This window comes from Streptomyces sp. V4I8, assembly GCF_041261225.1.
Taxonomy (GTDB): domain Bacteria; phylum Actinomycetota; class Actinomycetes; order Streptomycetales; family Streptomycetaceae; genus Streptomyces.
In genome coordinates this window covers 5,228,905-5,251,690 of the sequence record NZ_JBGCCN010000001.1, presented here as the reverse complement: position 1 = coordinate 5,251,690, position 22,786 = coordinate 5,228,905, and the positions used below count along the sequence as shown (strand labels likewise).

The 22,786-nt window shown below is 67.9% G+C and carries 21 protein-coding genes; 10 read left to right on the top strand and 11 right to left on the bottom strand.

Features of this window, described 5'->3' with window-relative positions:
- The first annotated feature begins 363 nt into the window (after nt 1–363).
- The 9 genes from rpmH (at nt 364) to ABIE67_RS23770 (ending at nt 7,294) form a co-directional block, all read left to right on the top strand.
- Nucleotides 364–501 (top strand): 50S ribosomal protein L34, encoded by a 138-nt coding sequence (gene rpmH / locus ABIE67_RS23810; protein ID WP_005482975.1) that lies wholly within the window; start codon nt 364–366, stop codon nt 499–501.
- 21 nt (nt 502–522) lie between these two features.
- Nucleotides 523–894, top strand: coding sequence for a ribonuclease P protein component (gene rnpA / locus ABIE67_RS23805; RefSeq protein WP_370260582.1), 372 nt, complete (start codon nt 523–525; stop codon nt 892–894).
- A complete protein-coding gene (gene yidD / locus ABIE67_RS23800) occupies nt 891–1,244 on the top strand; it encodes a membrane protein insertion efficiency factor YidD (RefSeq protein WP_148000333.1) in 354 nt (117 codons plus the stop codon). Before rnpA ends, yidD begins: the two co-directional genes overlap by 4 nt.
- A gap of 3 nt (nt 1,245–1,247) precedes the next feature.
- Nucleotides 1,248–2,522, top strand: coding sequence for a membrane protein insertase YidC (gene yidC, locus ABIE67_RS23795; protein ID WP_370260581.1), 1,275 nt, complete (start codon nt 1,248–1,250; stop codon nt 2,520–2,522).
- A gap of 15 nt (nt 2,523–2,537) precedes the next feature.
- Nucleotides 2,538–3,050: a protein jag gene (locus tag ABIE67_RS23790; protein WP_370260580.1), complete on the top strand. Its 513-nt coding sequence runs from the start codon at nt 2,538–2,540 to the stop codon at nt 3,048–3,050.
- 124 nt (nt 3,051–3,174) lie between these two features.
- Nucleotides 3,175–3,891, top strand: coding sequence for a 16S rRNA (guanine(527)-N(7))-methyltransferase RsmG (rsmG, locus tag ABIE67_RS23785; protein ID WP_370260579.1), 717 nt, complete (start codon nt 3,175–3,177; stop codon nt 3,889–3,891).
- A gap of 298 nt (nt 3,892–4,189) precedes the next feature.
- Nucleotides 4,190–5,263, top strand: a complete 1,074-nt coding sequence (locus ABIE67_RS23780; RefSeq protein ID WP_370268846.1) for a ParA family protein — start codon at nt 4,190–4,192, stop codon at nt 5,261–5,263.
- Nucleotides 5,260–6,357: a ParB/RepB/Spo0J family partition protein gene (locus ABIE67_RS23775; RefSeq protein ID WP_370260578.1), complete on the top strand. Its 1,098-nt coding sequence runs from the start codon at nt 5,260–5,262 to the stop codon at nt 6,355–6,357. Before ABIE67_RS23780 ends, ABIE67_RS23775 begins: the two co-directional genes overlap by 4 nt.
- A gap of 319 nt (nt 6,358–6,676) precedes the next feature.
- Complete coding sequence (locus ABIE67_RS23770) at nt 6,677–7,294, top strand: GNAT family N-acetyltransferase (protein WP_370260577.1); 618 nt, start codon at nt 6,677–6,679, stop codon at nt 7,292–7,294.
- Nucleotides 7,295–7,378: 84 nt separating this feature from the next.
- Here ABIE67_RS23770 and trxA read toward each other — a convergent pair whose 3' ends face one another.
- From trxA to ABIE67_RS23735, 7 genes are all read right to left on the bottom strand, one after another.
- A complete protein-coding gene (gene trxA, locus ABIE67_RS23765) occupies nt 7,379–7,711 on the bottom strand; it encodes a thioredoxin (RefSeq protein ID WP_030049453.1) in 333 nt (110 codons plus the stop codon).
- Between the two features lie 55 nt (nt 7,712–7,766).
- Nucleotides 7,767–8,735 (bottom strand): thioredoxin-disulfide reductase, encoded by a 969-nt coding sequence (trxB, locus tag ABIE67_RS23760; protein ID WP_370260576.1) that lies wholly within the window; start codon nt 8,733–8,735, stop codon nt 7,767–7,769.
- 170 nt (nt 8,736–8,905) lie between these two features.
- Nucleotides 8,906–9,841 carry an anti-sigma factor gene (locus tag ABIE67_RS23755; RefSeq protein ID WP_370260575.1) on the bottom strand — a complete coding sequence of 312 codons (936 nt, stop codon included), beginning with the start codon at nt 9,839–9,841 and terminating at the stop codon, nt 8,906–8,908.
- On the bottom strand, nt 9,838–10,578 hold the full coding sequence (gene sigM, locus ABIE67_RS23750) for an RNA polymerase sigma factor SigM (protein WP_370260574.1): 741 nt from the start codon (nt 10,576–10,578) through the stop codon (nt 9,838–9,840). The genes ABIE67_RS23755 and sigM overlap by 4 nt, the downstream gene beginning before the upstream one ends.
- Before the next feature lie 21 nt (nt 10,579–10,599).
- A complete protein-coding gene (locus ABIE67_RS23745; RefSeq protein ID WP_370260573.1) occupies nt 10,600–12,297 on the bottom strand; it encodes a protein kinase family protein in 1,698 nt (565 codons plus the stop codon).
- Between the two features lie 137 nt (nt 12,298–12,434).
- Nucleotides 12,435–14,675 (bottom strand): murein biosynthesis integral membrane protein MurJ, encoded by a 2,241-nt coding sequence (murJ, locus tag ABIE67_RS23740; protein ID WP_370260572.1) that lies wholly within the window; start codon nt 14,673–14,675, stop codon nt 12,435–12,437.
- Nucleotides 14,676–14,720: 45 nt separating this feature from the next.
- Nucleotides 14,721–17,129, bottom strand: a complete 2,409-nt coding sequence (locus tag ABIE67_RS23735) for a DUF6049 family protein (RefSeq protein ID WP_370260571.1) — start codon at nt 17,127–17,129, stop codon at nt 14,721–14,723.
- 270 nt (nt 17,130–17,399) lie between these two features.
- Here ABIE67_RS23735 and ABIE67_RS23730 point away from each other — a divergent pair, with 270 nt between their 5' ends.
- Nucleotides 17,400–18,866, top strand: a complete 1,467-nt coding sequence (locus ABIE67_RS23730) for a CCA tRNA nucleotidyltransferase (protein WP_370260570.1) — start codon at nt 17,400–17,402, stop codon at nt 18,864–18,866.
- Between the two features lie 95 nt (nt 18,867–18,961).
- Here ABIE67_RS23730 and ABIE67_RS23725 read toward each other — a convergent pair whose 3' ends face one another.
- The 4 genes from ABIE67_RS23725 to ABIE67_RS23710 all read right to left on the bottom strand — a co-directional run bounded on the left by ABIE67_RS23725 (nt 18,962) and on the right by ABIE67_RS23710 (nt 22,775).
- The gene (locus ABIE67_RS23725; protein WP_370260569.1) at nt 18,962–19,480 is read right to left on the bottom strand and encodes a hypothetical protein; all 519 of its coding nucleotides are present in this window, start codon (nt 19,478–19,480) and stop codon (nt 18,962–18,964) included.
- 110 nt (nt 19,481–19,590) lie between these two features.
- Complete coding sequence (locus tag ABIE67_RS23720; protein WP_370260568.1) at nt 19,591–20,868, bottom strand: MFS transporter; 1,278 nt, start codon at nt 20,866–20,868, stop codon at nt 19,591–19,593.
- Between the two features lie 96 nt (nt 20,869–20,964).
- Nucleotides 20,965–22,047, bottom strand: coding sequence for an inositol-3-phosphate synthase (locus ABIE67_RS23715; RefSeq protein WP_370260567.1), 1,083 nt, complete (start codon nt 22,045–22,047; stop codon nt 20,965–20,967).
- 44 nt (nt 22,048–22,091) lie between these two features.
- Nucleotides 22,092–22,775: a PadR family transcriptional regulator gene (locus tag ABIE67_RS23710; RefSeq protein WP_370260566.1), complete on the bottom strand. Its 684-nt coding sequence runs from the start codon at nt 22,773–22,775 to the stop codon at nt 22,092–22,094.
- Nucleotides 22,776–22,786: the final 11 nt, after the last annotated feature.

Below are 22,786 nucleotides of genomic sequence, written 5' to 3'. Positions count from 1 at the left end.
GTCCCACGAACGTGTGATGGTGGGACGGGTCGGGATTCAAAAGGGGTGGAGCCAGATTCAAGGGGACAAGGGAACGAATCGGAGTTCAGCCACGGTAGTCAGGGCGGCGGGTGCGGTTCAAGTTGTTGTCCCCAGGCTGTGGATAGTGTCTCCCCGTGACGTCTGGTTTGACCGGATGGCGTAGCCGCGCGTACCGTAACCAGGTCGAGTTGTCGATGGCTGCTGCCGCCTGCCTCCGATGGGCACAGATCGCCTCGGGTGATCGGGAAGCGGTGCACTCGGGCGTAACGCGAGCTACTCGTGGGCGCACGGTGACAGCCAGGACGGCACCCGCCAACACCGATTTCTTTCTGGAGCCCCCGAGTGAGCAAGCGCACCTTCCAGCCGAACAACCGTCGTCGCGCCAAGACCCACGGCTTCCGTCTGCGGATGCGCACCCGTGCCGGCCGCGCGATTCTGGCGAACCGCCGCAGCAAGGGTCGCGCCAGCCTGTCCGCCTGATCCCGGTCAGGTCATGACGTCGTGCTGCCTACCGAGCATCGGCTGAGGCGGCGCGAGGACTTCGCGACCGCGGTACGACGAGGACGCAGGGCAGGACGCCAGCACCTCGTTGTCCACCTTCGTAGCGGTGCCACGGACCCGCACGCGCCTGGGGAGAGCGCTCCCCCGACGCGTGCGGGTTTCGTCGTGAGCAAGGCTGTGGGCGGCGCGGTCGTACGGAACAAGGTGAAGCGCCGGCTTCGCCATCTGATGCGCGACCGAGTCGACCAGCTGCCCCCCGGTAGCCTGGTAGTCGTACGAGCGCTGCCCGGTGCGGGTGACGCCGATCATGCACAGCTGGCCCGAGACCTGGATGCCGCTCTGCAGCGGCTCCTGGGAGGGGGCGCGCGATGAAGTACCCACTGCTGGCTCTCATCAAGCTGTACCAGTGGACGATCAGTCCGCTGCTCGGGCCGGTGTGCAAGTACTACCCGTCGTGTTCCCATTACGGCTACACGGCGATCGACCGGCACGGTGCGATCAAGGGCACGGCGCTCACCGCCTGGCGCATTCTGCGGTGCAATCCGTGGTCGCTGGGTGGTGTGGACCATGTCCCGCCACGCAAGCGTCCGCGGTGGCACGAGTTGCTGCGCAACGCTTGGCGCGCACGCAAGGGCGGGCCCTCCGCCGCCGAAACGGCCACCGAAGAGAATGTTCCTTCGAGCCCGGCCGCAGAGACCTCGCCCCATGCCCAAGGAGCATGATTAGTGGACACGATTGCCAGCCTCTTCAGCTTCATCACGACACCCGTCTCATGGGTCATCGTCCAGTTCCACAAGGTGTACGGCGCCCTCTTCGGCGATGACACCGGGTGGGCCTGGGGCCTGTCCATCGTGTCCTTGGTGATCCTGATCCGTATCTGCCTGATCCCGCTCTTCGTGAAGCAGATCAAGGCGACCCGGGCCATGCAGACGCTCCAGCCCGAGATGAAGAAGATCCAGGAGCGCTACAAGAACGACAAACAGCGTCAGTCCGAAGAGATGATGAAGCTGTACAAGGAGACGGGCACCAACCCGCTCTCCTCGTGCCTTCCCATCCTGGCGCAGTCTCCGTTCTTCTTCGCCCTGTACCACGTGCTCAACAGCATCGCGAACAACGAGACCATCGGTGTCATCAACGAGAGTCTGCTGAAGAGCGCGCAGCAGGCGCACATCTTCGGTGCTCCGCTGGCCGCGAAGTTCACGGACAGCTCCTCGGATGTCGCGGCGCTCGATGCCTCGCTGACCACGGTCCGGATCGTCACCGCGGTCATGATCGTCCTGATGTCGGCGTCGCAGTTCTACACGCAGCGTCAGCTGATGACGAAGAACGTCGACACCACGGTGAAGACGCCGTTCATGCAGCAGCAGAAGATGCTGATGTACATCTTCCCGGTCATGTTCGCCGTCTTCGGCATCAACTTCCCGGTGGGTGTCCTGGTCTACTGGCTGACCACCAACGTGTGGACCATGGGCCAGCAGATGTACGTCATCCGCAACAACCCGACTCCGGGTTCCAAGGCCCAGGCCGCGTACCTGGAGCGTCTCACCAAGCACGTCACGCAGCACGGCAAGGCCCGCAAGCGCAGCGAGCGCGTCATCGTCAAGGCGATCGTCGCCAAGGGCCGTGACCGCAACGAGTACGAGCGCAAGTTCATCAACGGCCTGACCAAGGCGGGTCTCGTGGCGCAGGCCGACGGCAGCGTGGTGAAGGGCGAAAGTTCTGTCGCCACCGTGGCCGAGGACGGTACGCCGACCACGGCTGGTGTTCCCAAGCGTCAGCAGCCGAAGCGGCAGAGCAAGTCCCAGCGTCAGTCCGGCAGTGCGAAGCAGGCCGGTGAGCCGACCACCTCGCTCCAGAAGTCCGACGAGCCCGAGGACGACCAGCCCGGCGCCGCCAAGAAGGCCGCGCAGAAGCCCGGTGGCGGCGGTACCCGCAGCAAGGCCCAGTCCGGGCAGCGCAAGGGCGGCCCGCAGCGCCCCAAGTCCCCCTCCAAGAAGTAAGAAGGAGTCCATCCCGTGACGGAAGGCACCACCTCCGCCGCTGCCGAGGGTGCAGACACCCTGACCCGCCTGGAGCAGGAGGGTGAGATCGCGGCGGACTACCTCGAGGGTCTGCTCGACATCGCCGATCTCGACGGCGACATCGACATGGACGTCGAGGCCGACCGCGCCGCTGTCTCGATCATCAGCGACGCGGGCAGCCGAGACCTGCAGAAGCTGGTCGGGCGTGACGGCGAGGTGCTGGAGGCACTGCAGGAGCTGACGCGCCTGGCCGTACACCGGGAGACCGGGGACCGCAGCCGGCTGATGCTGGACATCGCGGGCTACCGGGCCCAGAAGCGCGCCGAGCTCTCCGAGCTGGGCGCCAAGGCCGCCGCTGAGGTCAAGAGCACGGGCGAGCCCGTGAAGCTGAAGCCGATGACTCCGTTCGAGCGCAAGGTCGTGCACGACGCGGTCAAGTCGGCGGGCCTGCGGAGCGAGTCCGAGGGCGAGGAACCGCAGCGGTTCGTCGTCGTGCTCCCCGCCTGATCGGCCTCTTCGTTCCCCCGGCCCCGTCTGCCTGCAGGCGGGGCCGAACTTTGTCAGCCTGATAGTTCTGGTGGTTCTGGTGTCGGCGCTCGGTGCGCCGGCGCATATCGGAAGGACGGTCCCCGTGACGGAGGCAGCGGAGCTTCCCCCTGCGCCCGAGCAGGCACGTGCGGTGTTCGGTGATCGCTACGCTGATGCGGTCCGCTACGCCGAACTGCTCGCCGAGGCCGGTGTGCAGCGTGGTCTGATCGGCCCACGCGAAGTGCCCCGCCTGTGGGAGCGGCATCTGCTGAACTGTGCGGTGCTCTCCGAGGTCGTGCCCGAGGGCGTGACCGTGTGCGATGTCGGCTCAGGCGCGGGTCTGCCAGGCATCCCCCTGGCGCTGGTCCGGGAGGATCTGAAGATCACCCTGCTGGAGCCCCTGCTGCGGCGTACGAACTTCCTGACGGAGGTCGTGGAGCTGCTGGGGCTGGATCATGTGACGGTCGTTCGTGGGCGTGCCGAAGAAGTCATGGGGAAGCTGCCGCCGGTGCATGTGGTGACCGCGCGCGCGGTGGCACCGCTGGACCGGCTGGCTACCTGGGGGATCCCGCTGCTGCGGCCGTACGGCGAGATGCTCGCCCTCAAGGGCGACACCGCCGAGGAGGAGCTGAAGAGCGCGTCGACCGCCCTGAGCAAGCTCGGTGCTGTGGAGACGTCGATCCTGCATGTGGGTGAGGGATTCGTGGATCCCTTGTCGACGGTCGTCCGGGTCGAGGTCGGGGAGAGCCCGGGCGGTGTGCGGTTCGCGGCGAAGCGAGCCAAGGCGGCCCGGACGGGGCGTACTCGCCGTCGCCGCTGATCCGTCCTGACGACGAGACTTACTCCACACAAGCTGGCAAACCTATCCATGTCGGAGTGTCGCGGCAGATCGGCCACGGCTGCTGTGCATCGTGTTTCACGTGAAACGTCGCTCACTGTTGCACGGCATCATCAGTCGCGGCCGCGCCGCGGCCGAACCTCGAGACCGGAAGCCCCTCGGTGCTCTCGGAGAGGGTGCGCCTGACGACTCTCCGTCCCCCTTGAGGGGCACGGAGTTGTCCACAGAGGTGGATTTCTCCACAGAACACCAGGCCTCACTGGTTCACGACCCCGAAGACATGGGAGGCTCTGTTCATTGCGAGCCTGAAGTCGAGGAGAGTGAATCCTTGCGGTCCGACGCCAACATCGCGGGACCGATGACCGATCCGGTCCCCGGTCCCCGTACCGAGTCGATGGGGGAGGATGTTTCACGTGAAACACCGCCCCCGATGGACGACACTCCCATCGGTCGTGCTGCCCAACTGGCGGTGGAGGCTCTAGGCCGCGCCGGCGAGGGCCTGCCACGGCCCGAGCAGACCCGCGTCATCGTGGTCGCCAACCAGAAGGGGGGCGTGGGCAAGACGACGACGACCGTCAATCTTGCCGCGTCGCTGGCCCTTCACGGCGGCCGTGTGCTGGTCATCGACCTCGACCCGCAGGGCAACGCGTCCACTGCCCTGGGGATCGACCATCACGCCGAAGTTCCTTCCATCTACGACGTGTTGGTCGAGAGCAAGCCGCTTGCGGAAGTCGTTCAGCCGGTCCCCGATGTCGAGGGCCTCTTCTGTGCTCCTGCCACGATCGATCTCGCCGGTGCGGAGATCGAGCTGGTGTCCCTGGTGGCACGCGAGAGTCGACTGCAGCGGGCGATCCAGGCGTACGAGCAGCCGCTGGACTACATCCTCATCGACTGCCCGCCCTCGCTCGGCCTGCTGACGGTCAACGCGCTGGTGGCCGGACAGGAGGTCCTCATCCCTATCCAGTGCGAGTACTACGCGCTGGAGGGCCTGGGTCAGCTGCTACGCAACGTCGACCTGGTGCGAGGGCACCTCAACCCCACGCTGCACGTCTCGACGATCCTGCTCACCATGTACGACGGCCGGACGCGGCTCGCGTCCCAGGTCGCGGACGAGGTACGCACCCACTTCGGCGACGAGGTGCTGCGGACGAGCATTCCCCGCTCGGTCCGTATCTCCGAGGCGCCGAGCTATGGGCAGACGGTGCTGACTTACGATCCTGGATCTAGCGGTGCTCTGTCGTATCTTGAGGCGGCACGAGAAATCGCGCTGAAGGGTGTGGGTGTCAGTTACGACCCGACGCACGCCCACTTCGGCGCCCAGAACAGCCCGAGCATGGCGGAGGGGATCCAGTGAGCGAGCGACGGAGGGGGTTGGGCCGTGGTCTCGGCGCACTGATCCCTGCTGCACCGACGGAGAAGATGGTGCCCCCGGCTGCGATGGGAGGCGCTGCTTCCACCTCCCCGGCCGCTGTTCCGGTGCTGAGCGACCGCGGGGTGGCCGCAGCCAAGGTGGCCACACTGCCGCCTGTTTCACATGAAACCGAGGAGCCGGTCCTCAACGGTGGTGTGGAGACGCCCGCACCTCCCATGGGCGCCCACTTTGCGGAGATTCCCCTTGAGGCGATCACGCCGAACCCGCGGCAGCCGCGTGAGGTCTTCGACGAGGATGCGCTGCTGGAACTCGTCACCTCCATCCAGGAGGTCGGTCTCCTCCAGCCGATCGTTGTACGGCAGATCGGCCCCGCACGCTACGAGCTCATCATGGGCGAGCGGCGCTGGCGGGCCTGCCGTGAGGCCGGCCTCGACGCGATCCCGGCGATCGTGCGGGCCACGGACGACGAGAAGCTTCTCCTGGATGCCCTCCTGGAGAACCTGCACCGTGCTCAGCTGAACCCGATCGAAGAGGCGGCTGCCTACGATCAGCTGCTGAAGGACTTCAACTGCACGCACGACCAGCTGGCGGATCGCATCGGGCGCTCTCGTCCACAGGTCTCCAACACCCTGCGCCTGCTGAAGCTCTCGCCCAAGGTCCAAAACCGGGTGGCCGCCGGTGTGCTCTCCGCCGGGCATGCACGGGCGCTTCTCTCCGTGGAGGACCCCGAGGAGCAGGAGCGGCTGGCCTACCGGGTGGTGGCCGAAGGGCTCTCGGTCCGGTCCGTCGAAGAGATCGTGACCCTGATGGGCTCCCGCCCGCAGAAGACCCAGCGCTCCAGAGGGCCGCGGGCCGGTTCCGTTCCCTCCCCGGCGTTGTCCGACCTCGCGACCCGGCTCTCGGACCGCTTCGAGACGCGGGTGAAGGTCGAACTGGGCCAGAAGAAGGGCAAGATCACCGTCGAGTTCGCCTCGCCGGACGACCTTGAGCGGATCCTCAGCACCCTCGCTCCGGGCGAGAAGCTGGCTCTCCAGAAGAGTCTTCTGGACGGTGATGCGGACGACACCGAGCTCTGAGGCTCGGCCGGCCGGAGTTCCCTGTCGGCCAACCCCTGCGGGCCGTGTCCGGTGTGTACCGGAACACGGCCCGCACTTTGCTTTCTGACGGTATCGATGGAATCGCTTCGTGGATACGATGCGTTCGGATATGGCGCATCCACCTGGCAGACCTCTTAGGGGAGGCGGGGTCCATGCGAATGGTGAGCCGCACCGGACTGGTGAGCGCGGGTCTTGGGCTGGGAGCGGTCGGCGGGTTCGTCGGCAGCCTGCTCAGGGAACGAAGCGCCCTGACAGCCGCTCGCGATGCCGCGGGCGAAGGAAGCGAGGAACAGCCTTCATGGGGCGTCGGCTCGTACCGCTCACGCTGGACAACCTTCCGGACCTTCCCAAGCGCTGCCGCACGTGTGTCTTCTGGGAGTTGGACCCGGTCAGTGGTGAAGCCGCGGTAAAAGCAGGCACCGCCGCCCTGGAGAAGGAAGCCTGGATCTCCGCGGTCCTGCTGGACTGGGGCTCCTGCGGTCGGGTCGTCTACGTTGACGACGTACCGGTGGGCTTCGTGCTCTACGCACCTCCGGCTTACGTCCCCCGCGCCACAGCGTTCCCCACGAGCCCCGTGTCGCCGGATGCGGTGCAGCTGATGACCGCGTTCATCATGCCGGGCTACCAGGGCCAGGGACTGGGCCGGGTGATGGTCCAAACGGTCGCCAAGGATTTGCTGCGGCGTGGCTTCAAGGCGATCGAGGCCTTCGGAGACGCGCGCTGGAAAGAGCCGACGTGTGTGCTGCCCGCCGACCATCTCCTGGCTGTGGGCTTCAAGACGGTTCGCCCCCACCCCACCTTCCCGCGACTGCGGCTGGAACTGCGGACGACGCTGTCCTGGAAGGAAGACGTGGAGATGGCGATCGACCGGTTGCTGGGGGCCGTGCAGAAGGAGCCGGCGTTGAGGCCGCTCTAGAGCAAGGACGTTTCCAGAGCAGGCGCCTCTAAAGCGAATGGGCCAACCCGAGAGGGTTGGCCCATTCGTGTTTCACGTGAAACGTCACTCGGCGATGAAGTCCTCAAGGTCGCGGACGATCGCGGCCTTCGGCTTCGCGCCGACGATGGTCTTGGCGACCTCGCCGTTCTGGTAGACGTTCAGCGTCGGGATGGACATGACGCCGTACTTGGCGGCCGTACCCGGGTTCTCGTCGATGTTCAGCTTGACGACCTCGATCTTGTCGCCGTACTCGGAGGCGATGGCCTCGAGGGACGGCGCGATCTGGCGGCACGGTCCGCACCAGGCGGCCCAGAAGTCCACCAGCACGGGCTTGTCGCTCTTGAGGACGTCCTGCTCGAAGGAGTCGTCGGTCACGTTCTTCAGGGTGCCGGCCACGGCGGGCTCCTTAACTGGTTGGTGCGTGGGGCGGATGGGGGGGGAGAGACAGGGGTCAGACAGCGGTCTTCTCGGGCTCGGCCTGCTCCTCGTCCGCGAGAGCGGCGAGGAAACGCTCGGCGTCGAGAGCGGCGGAGCAACCCGTACCGGCCGCGGTGATCGCCTGGCGGTAGGTGTGGTCGACCACATCGCCGGCGCCGAAGACACCGGTCACGTTGGTGCGGGTGGAGGGGGCGTCGACCTTGAGGTAGCCCTCCTCGTCCAGCTCCAGCTGACCCTTGAACAGCTCGGTGCGCGGGTCGTGGCCGATCGCGATGAACAGGCCGGTGACCGCCAGGTCGGAGAGCTCGCCGGTCTTGAGGTTGCGCAGCTTCAGACCGGACAGCTTCTGCTCGCCCTGGACCTCGGCGACCTCGCTGTCCCAGACGAACTTGATCTTCGGGTCGGCGAAGGCACGGTCCTGCATCGCCTTCGAGGCGCGCAAGGTGTCGCGGCGGTGGACGATGGTCACCGACTTGGCGAAGCGCGAGAGGAAGGTGGCCTCCTCCATCGCGGTGTCGCCGCCGCCGATCACGGCGATGTCCTGGTCCTTGAAGAAGAAGCCGTCGCAGGTGGCACACCAGGAGACGCCACGGCCGGAAAGGGCGTCCTCGTTCGGCAGGCCGAGCTTGCGGTGCTGCGAGCCGGTGGCGACGATGACGGCCTTGGCTCGGTGGACCGTGCCCGCGGTGTCCGTGACGGTCTTGATCTCGCCGCTCAGGTCGACGTTGACGATGTCGTCCGGGATGAGCTCGGCTCCGAAGCGCTCGGCCTGGCCGCGCATGTTGTCCATGAGCTCGGGGCCCATGATGCCGTCCTGGAAGCCCGGGAAGTTCTCGACCTCGGTCGTGTTCATGAGCGCACCGCCAGCGGTGACGGCGCCCTCGAACACAAGCGGCTTCAGCGACGCGCGCGCGGTGTAGAGCGCCGCCGTGTAGCCGGCGGGCCCGGAGCCGATGATGATCACGTTACGGACGTCGCTCACGGCTTGTTTCCTCGTCTCTGGACTGCGTCGTCGGACCGGGGGGAGCCCCTTTCAGAACTCTCACCCCACCCAACGGATCCTAAGGGGCGCGCATTCCCACTGTGTCCGGGCACACGGTGACGCCACCCCGTAGGGGTTGCCAGGCAGGACGGAGACGAACCGCCGGGCCTTCAGGAACGCGCGTAGGAGTCCTTCAGGAGGACCTTGGCCGTGGTGGATGACGCCTGCTTCACGCAGGTCGCGTCCATGATGTAGACCGTGACCCGGCTGTCGTTGGCGGCATCCGGCAGCACGACGAGCAGAGCGTCCTTGCCCTTGTAGACGCCTTCCTCAGCGGCGAGCGCCGCGCCGTCGGTGCCCATGCCCTTCCTGACACATTCGGGCACTGTGATCTCACGCAGGATCTGAGGGCTCTTGGTGTCGGGTCCGCCTACCGCACCCAGACTCCGTTCCGGTTTATGGGAGCCACCCGCGGAACTCTCGCCCTTGGCGAGGAGATCGGCGACCTGACTGTCCAGCTTCGCCGCGGAGAAGGTGTCGCCGGCGGTCTGCCCGCCGTCGGCCGACGGGCCGGCCCCTCCGCCACCCATCAGGGAGGTCAGCAGCACGGAGCCGAGGCCAAGGGCGGCGGCCGTAAACGCGGCACTGAGGACGGCCACCTTGCGACGTCCGGCCTTCGTGCGGTTCTTGCGGCCGGGACCGGTGGTCGAGGAGCGGGCGTGGCCCGCCGGGCGGTCCGTCGTTGCCGATGTTTCACGTGAAACATGAGCACTGTCGACCACACCGGAGACCGGTCGGGCTTCCCCGATGAGGGTCGTCGCTTCGGCGGCTTCGGCGTCAGCGGGCGCCGTGGCGTTGAGTAGAGCCTCCGCGGCGAGGGCGGCGTCGATGCGTCCGGCGACATCGGCGGGCATGCGTGCCGGGCCGGGCAGGGTGCCCAGCAGGTCCCGGATCTCTTCCAACGAGGCGTGGACGTCCGCGCACAGCTCGCACTGGTCCAGATGCCGCCGTACGTCGGCTGTCCTGGAGGGAGGGAGAAGGCCCTCGGTGAGGTCGGAGATCTCGGCGACGTCCGGGTGCCCGGCCGTGTCCGTCGTGGAAGTCACGCTCGCCCACCTCCGCCCTTCACTGCAGCTGAATCACTCGGCCCTGCATCTCGCGAATCCGTGGCCGGTGGTCTCGTGTCATGTGGACCCGCTGCCGGTGGGACGGATGTCCCCTGCGTCCGGTTCCGCCTCTCGCCGGAGTCCTTGCCGGCACTGGCGCTCTCGGGCCGTAGATGAGTGAGGAGAGGCAGGAGTCTGGCTCTGCCGCGCGCACATCGGCTCTTGACCGTGCCGGTCGGTACATCGAGGACGCGGGCGGCCTCCGCGACCGGGTAGCCCTGCATGTCCACCAGGACAAGCGCCGCACGCTGGTCGGGGGGCAGCGTGCCGAGTGCCTCCAGCAGCTGGCGGTGCAGATCGTTGCGCTCTGCCGGAGCGGATGCCTCCTCGTGGGGCTCCAGCAACTGCTCCAGGCGCTCGGTGTCGTCGACGGGGGAGGTCTTGCGGGTGGCCGCCTTACGGGCGCGGTCCAGACAGGCGTTCACCGTGATCCGGTGCAGCCACGTCGTGACGGCCGACTGGCCCCTGAACGTGTGGGCGGCCCGGTAGGCCGAAACGAGGGCGTCCTGGACGGCGTCAGCGGCCTCCTCGCGGTCGCCGAGCGTTCGCAGGGCCACCGCCCAGAGCCGGTCACGGTGACGCCGCACGAGCTCACCGAAGGCGTCGGGGTCGCCCTCTACATGCCGGGCGAGAAGGTCCTGATCGCTTGTGTCACCGTATGCGCCGCCATCTGCCATCGGACCCCCTCCCCTTTACTCTCAGCTGCTCACCTTGACGTCCACGACCCTGCCGCGGAACTTGCCGTCGTCGATCTGCTTCGGCAGATCGGTCAGCCAGACCAGAAGATAGCGAGACTCGAGGGACTTGCCGGGCTTGAGCGTCACGCTTGTGCCGGAGCCCTCGGCGACCTTGCTGTAGCCGTCGAGGGACGTCGGCTGCGTACCGGTGTCTCCCGAGGCGGCGCGGAGCTCGACGGAGGTGTCACCGACGAAGGTGACGGTCACCTTTCCGACCTGCTGGACCTTGCCGAGATCGAGGACGACTCCTACGCCCGACTTCAACCGCCCGAAGTCGGAGCTCGTGTAGAAGCTCGTCTGCCAGTACGTGCCCGCAGCGGAGTCGTAGATCTTCTCTATCTCGTCCGGATTCTCGGACCCGTCCGAGCCGAGCGGGTCGAAGTCAAGGGCACCTTCGATAGCAATCGGCTTGCTGACGGGCTTCGCCGGGCTCTTGTCGTTGTCCCCCGTCGTCTGCGTCTGGTCGGTGTCCTCCGACTTGTTGCCCTGGTCCATGAGCGCGTCCGCGAGCTGCCAGCTGCCGAGGCCGAGGGCAGCGATCAAGAGGGCCGAGACAGCCCACTTGAGCGCCTTGCCCGTGCGGCTCTGCAGCGGGGGCGGCGGTGTCGGCACCGGCTGGGTGACGCCCAGGCGTGGCGCCTGGCGGCCGTAGCTGCCCTGCTGGTAGGTCGTGCGCTGGTAGTCCGGCGGGGCTGTGAACGTGGGCTCCGGCGGGCGGATGCGGGGCATCTCGCCGATCGCCTTCACCAGCTCCTCCGGCGTCGTGCACGCGGACTCGTGCCGGGAGGCCGTCGCACCGTCGTTGACGAGGGCGCGCATGGCGAGCTCGGACAGGCCACGGTGGACGCCGGCGCGCACCTGGTCCGGGGCGATCAGTCCGATGTCCTTCGGCAGCCCGGACAAGCCGTAGGCGTCGCTCTCGTACGGCCAGCGCTGGGTGAGCGCGGCGTACAGCAGGGCGCCGATGGCCTCCGTGTCGGTGCGCTGCGGAGTGTCGGAGCTGACGCCGCGCAGCGCGGCGTTCACCGCGAGACCGCGGATGCGCCACTGGCCGGTCGATGCGCGCAGCACGGCGTTCGGGTTGAGGCGGAGATGGGCCAGGCCCTCCCGGTGGGCGGCGGCCATGGCCGCGGACACCTGGGTGACCATCTGGTAGGTGTCGTACACCTCCAGCGGACCCGAGGCGAGCAGCGTGCTCAGTTCCGTGGCGTCGGGGAGCCACTCGTGGACGACGTAGACGAGGTCGTTCTCCTCGACGGCGTCGAGGACCTGGACGAAGCGGGGGTCACCGAGCAGCGCGGAGGAGCGGGCCGAGGCCAGAACCGACCGGGCCCGAGCGTGATCCGCAGGCAGGATGTGGACGCCGACGGCGCGACGAAGCTTCTCGTCGACCGCACGCCAGCTGCTGAAACCGTCCAGACGGGTGACGCACTCCTCGAGGCGGTAGCGTCTGGCGAGTTTGTGACCGCTGTGCAGCTCGGGCGGTGAGGCTTTTCCGGGACCCTCGGTCCCGCCACTCCCCTGTGCCTCGTCGATGTCCGTGTCCCGCTCCCGATTCTTGGCCACCCCGTCGGCCGTGGACTGGTCCGCCTGAGCGGTCAGCGGCTCGTCGCCGCTGTTGTCTGCCACGTCGACGGCAGCCGTGCTCCGTTCCGCCACCGTCGTTCCTGCCTCCCCATCCATTGCGCGCCGTCCGACTCAGTGCGCGCCGTCCGACGCCGAAACCAATTGTGCCCACAGTCCGGCGCTATGCACGACACACAGTGGCGGACGATGGTTGTGCGCGTACCCCCACCTCAGCGACCCAGGCGTCCGCGGACCATGCCCACCAGCGAGTTCAGCTCCTCGATCCGCATCCGGCGAGCGGCGACAAAGAAGATCCCGAGCAGCACGGCTCCACCGGCCAGCAAGGCAGCGAGGGAGCCGAGAACGCCCTGCCCCAGGGTCTGGGCGATGCCGTAGCAAGCCGCACCGCTCAGCAGCGCCGCGGGCACCGAGGCGATGCAGAGTCTGGCGTACGTCCGCATCACGCGGGCGCCGTCCAGGTCGCCGCCGAGCTTCTTGCGCAGCCGGCTCCAGGCGACGCCGACGCCGATCGCGTAGGCCAGGCCGTACGAGGCGGCCATGCCGACGACAGCCCAGCGGGCCGGGATGACGAAGTAGCAGGCGGCCGAGGCGACGGCGTTGACGGCCGCCACGATCACCGTGTTGTAGAAGGGGGTCCGGGTGTCCTCGTAGGCGTAGAAGGCGCGCAGGACCACGTACTGCACGGAGTACGGGATGAGGCCGAGGCCGAAGGCCATCAGCATGTAGCCCATGTTGGTGGCTTCGCTGGTGCCCGAGGAGCCGAACATCAGCGTGCACATCGGGATGCCCAGGCCGAGGAATCCGAAGGCGATGGGGACGATCGCCACCGCCGTTGTGCGAAGGCCCTGGGAGATGTCGTCCCGTACGGCACCGCTGTCGCCCTCCGCCGCCGAGCGCGAGAGCCGCGGCAACAGGGCGGCCATCAGGGAGACGGTGATGATGGCCTGGGGCAGACCCCAGATCAGCTGGGCGTTGGCGTAGGCGGCGAAGCCGGTTCCGTCGACGTCGGAGTCGACGCCAGCGGCGGTGGACAGCTGGGTGACCACGAGGGCACCTGCCTGGTTGGCCAGGACGAACAGGATGGTCCACTTGGCGAGCATCGCCGCCTTGCCGAGACCGTGGCCCTTCCAGTCGAAGCGCAGCCGCAGCCGGAAACCCGTCTCGCGCAGGTACGGGATCATCGCCAGGGCTTGGACGACCAGGCCGAGCAGGACACCGATGCCGAGGAGCCGCTGGCCCTCCGGCGGGATGTTCGTGACGGCCATGCCGGAGCGCTCCGCGGTGCCGTACACCCAGAGGAACATCCCCAGCGTCACGATGATGACGATGTTGTTCAGGACGGGAGTCCACATCATCGCGCCGAACTTGCCGCGGGCGTTGAGGATCTGTCCCATCACCACGTGGACGCCCATGAAGAAGATCGAGGGCAGGAAGTAGCGGGTGAAGGTGACGGCCACCTCGTTGGCGGCGGGGTCGTTGGCGACAGGGGTGGACAGGGCCCTGACCAGGAGTGGCGCGCCGAACATCGCGAGTGCGGTGAGTGCGGCGAGCGCCACCATCACCAGGGTCAGCAGGCGGTTCGCGTACGCCTCGCCGCCGTCCTCGTCGTCCTTCATGGCGCGCACCAGCTGCGGCACGAAGACGGAGTTGAGGCCTCCGCCGACGGTCAGGATGTAGATCATGGTCGGCAGCTGGTAGGCGACCTGGAACGAGTCGCCGAGCAGGCCGAGGCCCAGTGCCGAGACGATCATCATGGACCGTACGAACCCGGTGAGCCGGGACACCATCGTGCCCGCCGCCATCACGGCGCTCGACTTCATCAGCCCTGCGGCGCGCCCGCCCTTCTTGGGCGCGGACGCTGGAGCAGCTGCCGGGGCGGGCGCTGCGGCCTCTGCCGCTGCAGGTGGCGTAGTCCCCTGGTACGGTCCCGCCGCCGGTGCCGGAGAAGGCCCCGGGACCGTCGGCGGCTGGTACTGCGGATGGCCGCCCTGTTGCTGGTCCCGGAAGAGGTGCGCGAAGGCGTCGTGCTCCGGACGCTCCTCGGCCGAGTGCGAGACGAGGTCGTCGACGCCCACGTACTGGGTCGTCCGGGGATCGTCGCCGTACGGCAGGTACTGGTTGGGGCCTTCCGGCTCGGGCGCCGGGGTCTGCGCCCACACATGCGGGTCGGGGGCGTACGGCGACTGAGGCGGCTGGGCGTACAGCGACTGGGGCGGCTGGTACGTGCCCGGGGGTGGCGGCGGGTGGGCGGCGCGATCGTACAGCGCCTCGGCCACCGGATCCTGGGCGGAGAGGTCCTGGGCCCGGTAGGGGTCCTGGTCGTAGGCGTCCTGGAGGTACATGTCCGCGGGGTGCTGCGGCGGTACCTGGCCGTGCTCGGGCGGCTGGCCCTCGGGGTGCCCCGAGCCGCCCGCGGGCTGGCCGCGGTCACCGTCGTACGGCGCGTTCATGGTTACCCCACCTCATCGTCCCGGGCCCACCGGCCACGACTTCGCTCAACGGTCCACTCTCTCACCCGTGCCGGACGGGTCGGCGCTTTCCGCTGCGGTGTCCGGTGTCGGGTCACTCGGCTGCTCCGGGGCGTCTGCCCGGGTACCGGTGTCCGACTCTTCCCTGCGGACTTCCTCGGGCGTGAGACGGTCCTCAGGGCCTTCCGGGTTCTCCGGGACGGCCTCGGTTTCGCCTGTCTCCGGGGAACCGTCCTCCTCGGCCGCGCGGGCCGCCGCGCGCTTGCGCTGCGTGTACATACGGAACCCGGCGAGGACGAGCAGAAGGAAACCACCACCGATGACCAGCATCACGGTGGCCGTGAACTCGGTGACCCTCACGTCGAAGGTGACGGGTGCGCCATAGGGCTGGCCGTCCTCCGTGAACAGCTGGGCGACGACCGTGGCCTGACCGTTGGCTTGAGCCGACGTGGTGAACTTCACGGTCTGGCTGTGTCCGCCGGAGACCGCGACGGCCTGTTCGTGGTAGGCATCGCCGCCGATCTCGAGACGCCTCGGACTCTTCGAGGTCAGCCGCAGTACCAGGTGATCGACGCCCTGGACGAGATTGTTCTGCACGGTCACGGGGATCGTGGCACTGCGGCCGGAGAGCTTGGTCTCCGACTTGTCGATCAGCGTGACCTGTCCGGCCAGCGAGTCGACGTAGGCCTCGATGGCGTTGCGGTAGTCCGCGGCCTCAGCGGAGCGCTCACGCCACGACGTGGACATCTCGCGGTTCAGGGCCCGCCCGAAGGGGGTCACGACCCGGGACTGCCGGGTGAGGATCACCTTGAAGTTGTCGAGCTTGTCCTGCGTGGTGGCGACCTGCTCGAAAGCCGATCGGGGCAGCTGCGGCTTGCTCAGCGACGAGGGGTACTTGGAGGCCGGCGGTACCTTCGTGGTCGCGCGGGAGTCCGGCTTGGCCGTGGCAGCGGCCGTGAGGTCCTGGGACTGGGACCATGTGCCGCCCTGGAGCGCTGTGACCGCTTCGGCCATGGTCTGGGCCTGGCTCGTCGTCGGCATCCGCTGAGGGGCGACGACGATGCTGCGTTGCTTGTTCGTCTGGAGGTTGAGGGTCAGGCTCTGGGCCAGGAAGCTCTGCACGGCGAGCGTCGAGCTCGACGCCTTCGTCAGATCGCCCTGGAACGCCGTCGACATCCGTGCGTCCGCGACGACAGCCGTCGTGCCGCCGCCGATCGGGCGGGCCGCGGAGGGCGTGTAGGTCAGGCCTCCGGTCTCCACCAGGCTGTCGCTGCGGGCGATCACCTTGTCAGCGCCGGCGGAGGTGGCGACCTTGACGATGGACGGGTCGACGGCGCCGTTCACGGGCCAGGCGAAGTCGGTGGTCGGCTCCACGTGGAGGATCGAGTCGACCGTGTCGGCGGCGACGTCGGTGGCCTCCTTGAGGTGGTTCAGGGAGCCGGTGACGTTCGTGCCGTTGTGGGCCAGAGAGGCCAGATCGGGGTCGGCGAAGGGCAGAGCGACGACTTCCTTGTCCTGCACCGCGTCCTGCAGCTCCGCCAGCCACTGCGCGGCGACCGTCCGATAGCCGCCCGGCCTGCTCGTGTCGCCCTCACCCTGGACGCGGTAGCTCTCTGTCATCGCGTCCACAGAGGCCAGCAGGTCGGGGTCGATCACCCACGTGACGTCGAGTTCCTTGCCCAGCGACACGAGCTGCTGCAGTCGGCCGCCAGGGGAGATCTCCTTGGCGAGGTCGTCGTCACGGAAGACCGGAGTCTGTGACTCGTCCGACCCCGTCTGTGCGGTCATGTGCGAGGTGGAGACGAGTGGCCACAGAACGGTCGTCCGGGTCTGCGTGCCGGCCTTGTCAGGCTGCCACGGAAGGAACGTCCGCTGGATGCCGAGCACCTGGTCCCACGGCTGCGCGGCCGTCTCGCCGGACAGGGAGACAGCGAACTCGTAGACGCCGTCCTCTCCCAGGTCCAGCTTGTCGACCGGTACGGAGATGCTGAAGTGCTGGGAGACGCCTGGCGTGAGCTTGGAGAACTCCTGGACGTACTTCCCGCCCACCGGGGCTCCGTCCAGGCCCTCCTGGAAGCTGGTGCGCGCGGAGACCGTGTCGATGGCCGAGCGGGTGCTCATAGGCGCTCCCAGGCGCAGGTCCACCTGCGCGTCCGTGACCGCTTGCTTGCCCTTGTTGGTCACCGTGCCGGACACGGTCAGCGTGTCGCCGTCACTGGGGACAGAAGGGGTGAGCGAATCCACAGCGACAGCCACCGTGCCGGAGCCGGAAGCGGCCTTCACGGAGTCCTGCCCCGCCGCGTGCGTCGGAGTGGCGGCGGGCAGCTGGAGCAGGCCGGCCAGCAGAGGCGCCCCGGCGAGCAGTGCTCCGGTGCGCCGCATCCACCGGCGGGCAGGTGAGGGACTCATCCCCTGGAAGTCTGCCGCCTCGGCCACGCGCTCGCCCGTCCCTCGTCGTCGTCAGTGGTCGTCGGAATGTGCGTCCACGCATGGTAACGATGCGCGCTGAGGGGAAGTGCCGCGGTCTCCTCCACAAGATCGGTTCAGAGCGTCGGCCTGTCCCGTATGTGCCTCTATAAAGGGGAGCGTTTTCGTACGTCGCAAGGGCAGGCCTTGTGGGCGTATTGACGGAGCTGTCTATGCCGTCGGATGTGCACGTTTAATGGAGGCGCTCCCGGTCGCCCGGGCCACGTACCCTCTTCTGTTGTGCCGAACGCCAACGAAGACAAGCCCAGCGCCCTGAGCCAGGCGCAGCACCGCGCGGTGAGCGAACTGCTGCGGGTTGCCCCTGTCGCCGACGACCTCGCCCGCCGTTTCCAGGAGGCTGGGTTCTCACTCGCCCTGGTCGGCGGGTCGGTCCGGGACGCGCTGCTCGGCCGGCTCGGCAACGACCTGGACTTCACGACCGACGCTCGTCCCGAGGACGTGTTGAAGATCGTGCGCCCGTGGGCGGACGCCGTGTGGGAGGTCGGTATCGCTTTCGGCACGGTCGGGGCGCAGAAGGAAGCCCGTGTCGGAGACGCTGATCGATGCTTCCAGATCGAGGTGACCACCTATCGGTCGGAGGCGTACGACCGGACCTCGCGCAAGCCCGAGGTGTCGTACGGCGACTCGATCGAGGAGGACCTCGTCCGGCGTGACTTCACCGTGAACGCGATGGCCGTCGCACTTCCGGAGAAGACGTTCATCGACCCGCACGGCGGTCTGGAGGACTTGGCGGAGCGCGTGCTGCGCACGCCGGGTACTCCCGAGGAGTCCTTCTCGGACGACCCGCTGCGCATGATGCGGGCGGCGCGCTTCGCGGCACAGCTCGACTTCGAGGTGGCTTCTGAGGTCGTCGCGGCCATGAAGGACATGTCCGGCCGCCTCGAGATCGTTTCGGCGGAGCGGGTGCGGGACGAGCTGAACAAGCTGGTCCTCTCCGCCCATCCGCGCAAGGGCCTGACCCTGCTGGTCGACACCGGGCTCGCCGACCACGTGCTGCCCGAGCTCCCGGCTCTGCGTCTGGAGAGTGACGAGCACCACCGCCACAAGGACGTCTACGAGCACACGCTGATCGTCCTGGAGCAGGCGATGGCGCTGGAGGAGAACGGCCCCGACCTGACCCTCAGGCTGGCCGCACTGCTGCACGACATCGGCAAGCCGCGCACCCGTCGCTTCGAGAAGGACGGCCGGGTCTCGTTCCACCACCACGAGGTGGTCGGCGCGAAGATGACGAAGAAGCGCATGACGGCGCTGAAGTACTCCAACGAGCTGGTGAAGGACGTCTCACGTCTGGTCGAGCTCCACCTGCGCTTCCACGGCTACGGCACTGGCGAGTGGACGGACTCGGCGGTTCGCCGCTATGTCCGTGACGCCGGCCCCCTCCTGGACCGCCTCCACAAGCTGACCCGCTCGGACTGCACCACGCGCAACAAGCGCAAGGCGGCCGCGCTGTCCCGCGCCTACGACGGCCTGGAGGAGCGGATCGCTCAACTCCAGGAACAGGAGGAACTGGACGCCATCCGCCCGGACCTCGACGGCAACCAGATCATGGAGATCCTGGGCGTCGGTCCCGGGCCGGTGATCGGCACCGCGTACAAGCACATGCTGGAGCTGCGGCTGGAGAACGGGCCGATGGTGTACGACGAGGCGGTCGCGGCGCTCAAGGAGTGGTGGGCCGAGCAAGGCTGAGGCCGCGAACGGGGTCATGTTTCACGTGAAACATGACCCCGAGGATGCGAGAGGGGCGGTGTTTCACGTGAAACACCGCCCCTCTCGGCGTCTGCTTACTTCTTGTACTCCTTCAGGCAGAGCAGGAAGTCGCTGCTCTTGCTGCTCTGCGTGTACGTGTACTCGAAGTCCTTGGCCTCGCTTGCGCACTTGCTGCTGGCCGAGAGCTCGGTGGTGTACGAGCCCTCGATCTTGGCCAGCACCACGTACTGAGCCTTCGAAGAGCCGCAGTCGACGACTTCGAGGTCCGGGTTGGTCGAACTGGTGCTGCCGCGGTGCATGCAGTCGCCGACCGCAGCCGTCTCCGCATCGTCCTGGCTGGCTATGTAGCCCCCGATGGCCACAGACACGGCAGCCACCACGATGACGATGTTCTTGATCGCCTTGAAGCTCAGCTTGCGCCGGGGCTGCGGCGGAACCGGCGCGTACGGCGCCGCGCCCTGCTGGGGGAACCCGGGCTGGCCCGGCTGCTGCGGGTAGCCGCCCTGGGGAGGGTACGGGGCCTGGCCCTGGGGCTGGCCGTACGGGTTCTGGCCCTGGGCGAACGGGTTGCCCTGGGGCGGCGGAGTTGTCACTTGGGAGTCCCCCTGGAACTTGAGTGCGTGGCGCGAACTAAGCGCGGAAATAAGACGCACGTAAGTTACCGGTCCCCACTGACACCGGAGACGCCGGGAGTGGCTCTGTGTCATTGATGTGACACAGAGCGGCGTTCAAAGCGGGCCATAGCCCCAGCAACTGCCGCGTAGATAACGGCGACTGTGACCACCAGAGGCATCGAGCGGCCGTCCGGCGGCAGCATCAGGGCGGCTACACCTGCGGCGCCGACGAAGGCAACGTTGAACAGCACGTCGTAGACGGAGAAGATCCGGCCACGGAAGGCGTCATCGACCGAGGCCTGCACGATCGTGTCCGTCGCGATCTTCGCCCCCTGCGTCGTCAGGCCCAGGACGAATGCCGCCACCAGCATGGGAGTTGCGGCGAAGGGAAGGCCGAGCGCGGGCACCAGAACCGCGGCCGCCCCCGCGCACACGGCGATCCAGAGGCCGGAGCCCAGCCGTCCCGCAGCCCAAGGGGTCGCCACCGCCGCCGCGAAGAAGCCGGCGGCAGAGATCGCCAACGCCAGCCCCAGCAAGGCGAGTCCGTCATCGGCGTCCGACGAGAAGGCGTACCGGCAGAGCATCAGCAGCATGACCAGCAGGGCGCCGTAGCAGAAGCGCATCAGGGTCATAGTGAACAGCGCCCAGGCGGCTTCCCGGCGCGGCGGAGTAGTGAGATGGCGTACGCCCGCCGCCAGGTCGCGCGCTGTGCCGGACAGGGCCGCCGCGAGCCCCGGCTGCACCAACTCGCGATCGGGGCCGAGCAGGTCCGGGGACATACGCAGTGAGGCCAGTCCCGCGCACAGGTACAGGGAGGCTCCCAGGAGCACCACGGCCGCATCGGAGTCCCAGGCCACCAGCCGTACGACGAAGGCCAGGCCGGCACCGGCGGCCGCGGCGAGCGTTCCGGCGGTCGGGGACAGGGAGTTGGCGATCACGAGCCGCTCTTCGTCGACGACGCGCGGCAGTGCCGCGGAAAGGCCGGACAGGACGAAGCGGTTGACGGCGGTGACGCACAGGGCGGAGACGTAGAAGAGCCAGTCCGGGACGTCGGTGATGATCAGGGCGGCCGTCGCCGAGGCCAGCACGGTGCGCAACAGGCTGCCGTACAGCAGAACCTGGCGGCGGCGCCAGCGGTCCAGGAGGATGCCGGAGAAGGGGCCCACCAGGGAGTAGGGCAGGAGCAGCACCGCCATCGCGGAGGCGATCGCGGCTGCCGAGGTCTGTTTTTCCGGGGAGAAGACGACGTACGTGGCGAGCGCGGTCTGGTAGACGCCGTCGGCGCCCTGCGAGAGCAGGCGTACGACGAGCAGGCGCCGGAAGTTCCGGAAGCGCAGCAGGACCCGCAGGTCGCGTACGACGGACATGGGGCACAGCCTCACATATGGGGAGGGTCCCCGGGCGGTACAACCCGGGGACCCTCAACAGCTCTGGCAGGAGCGTTCTAGTGCGGCGCCGACTGCTTAGCGCTCGACCTCACCCTTGATGAACTTCTCGACGTTCTCGCGGGCCACGTCGTCGAAGTACTGGACTGGCGGGGACTTCATGAAGTAGCTCGACGCCGACAGGATCGGGCCGCCGATGCCGCGGTCCTTGGCGATCTTCGCGGCGCGCAGGGCGTCGATGATGACGCCGGCGGAGTTCGGGGAGTCCCAGACCTCGAGCTTGTACTCCAGGTTCAGCGGGACATCACCGAAGGCGCGGCCCTCGAGGCGGACGTAGGCCCACTTGCGGTCGTCGAGCCAGGCGACGTAGTCGGACGGGCCGATGTGGACGTTCTTCTCGCCGAGCTCACGGTCGGGGATCTGCGAGGTGACGGCCTGCGTCTTGGAGATCTTCTTGGACTCCAGGCGGTCGCGCTCGAGCATGTTCTTGAAGTCCATGTTGCCGCCGACGTTCAGCTGCATCGTGCGGTCCAGGACGACACCGCGGTCCTCGAACAGCTTCGCCATGACGCGGTGCGTGATCGTGGCACCCACCTGGGACTTGATGTCGTCGCCGACGATCGGGACGCCCGCCTCGGTGAACTTGTCAGCCCACTCCTTCGTACCGGCGATGAAGACCGGCAGAGCGTTGACGAAGGCGACCTTGGCGTCGATGGCGCACTGGGCGTAGAACTTCGCCGCGTCCTCGGAGCCCACGGGCAGGTAGCAGACGAGGACGTCGACCTGCTTGTCCTTGAGGACCTGGACGATGTCGACCGGGGCCTCGGCGGACTCCTCGATGGTCTCGCGGTAGTACTTGCCGAGGCCGTCGAGGGTGTGGCCGCGCTGGACGGTCACGCCGGAGCGCGGCACGTCGCAGATCTTGATGGTGTTGTTCTCGCTGGCGCCGATGGCGTCCGCGAGGTCGAGGCCGACCTTCTTCGCGTCGACATCGAAGGCGGCGACGAACTCGACGTCACGGACGTGGTACTCGCCGAACTGCACGTGCATCAGGCCGGGGACCTTGGACGCCGGGTCGGCGTCCTTGTAGTACTCGACTCCCTGAACCAGCGACGCGGCGCAGTTGCCGACGCCGACGACGGCTACGCGAACCGAACCCATTCCGGTTGCTCCCTGTGTGTACGAGTGAGGCCCTGACTGGGCTCTCACGTGGCGGTGTCGCCGGGCGAATCCGTCCCGGGGGTACCCCCGGGACGGGGCAGATCGCCCGGCTCTCCAGATGTGGTGTCCTGCTGAGCGGATCCCCCGGAAGCGGAACCCTTCAGGTCCCGCCCGGCCCGCTCGCTCTCGATGAGCTCGTTCAGCCAGCGCACTTCGCGCTCCACGGACTCCATCCCGTGGCGCTGGAGCTCAAGCGTGTAGTCGTCGAGGCGCTCCCGCGTGCGGGCGAGAGAGGCGCTCATCTTCTCCAGGCGCTCCTCCAGCCGGCTGCGACGGCCCTCCAGAACGCGCATGCGCACGTCCTGTGGTGTGCGTCCGAAGAAGGCAAATCGGGCAGCGAAGTGCTCGTCCTCGTACGCGTCAGGGCCGGTCTGCGAGAGCAGTTCCTCGAAGTGCTCCTTACCTTCTGCCGTCAACCGGTAGACGATCTTGGCGCGACGCCCCGCGAGTGGTGCGGCGAGGGCGTCCTCGGCGGTGTTCCCCGGTTCCTCGATCAACCAGCCGTTGGCGACCAGCGTCTTCAGGCAGGGATAGAGCGTGCCGTAGCTGAACGCACGGAACACGCCCAGCGACGTATTGAGTCGTTTGCGCAGCTCGTAGCCGTGCATCGGGGATTCGCGGAGCAGTCCGAGTACGGCGAACTCGAGGATCCCGGAACGTCGGCTCATCCCCTCGCCTC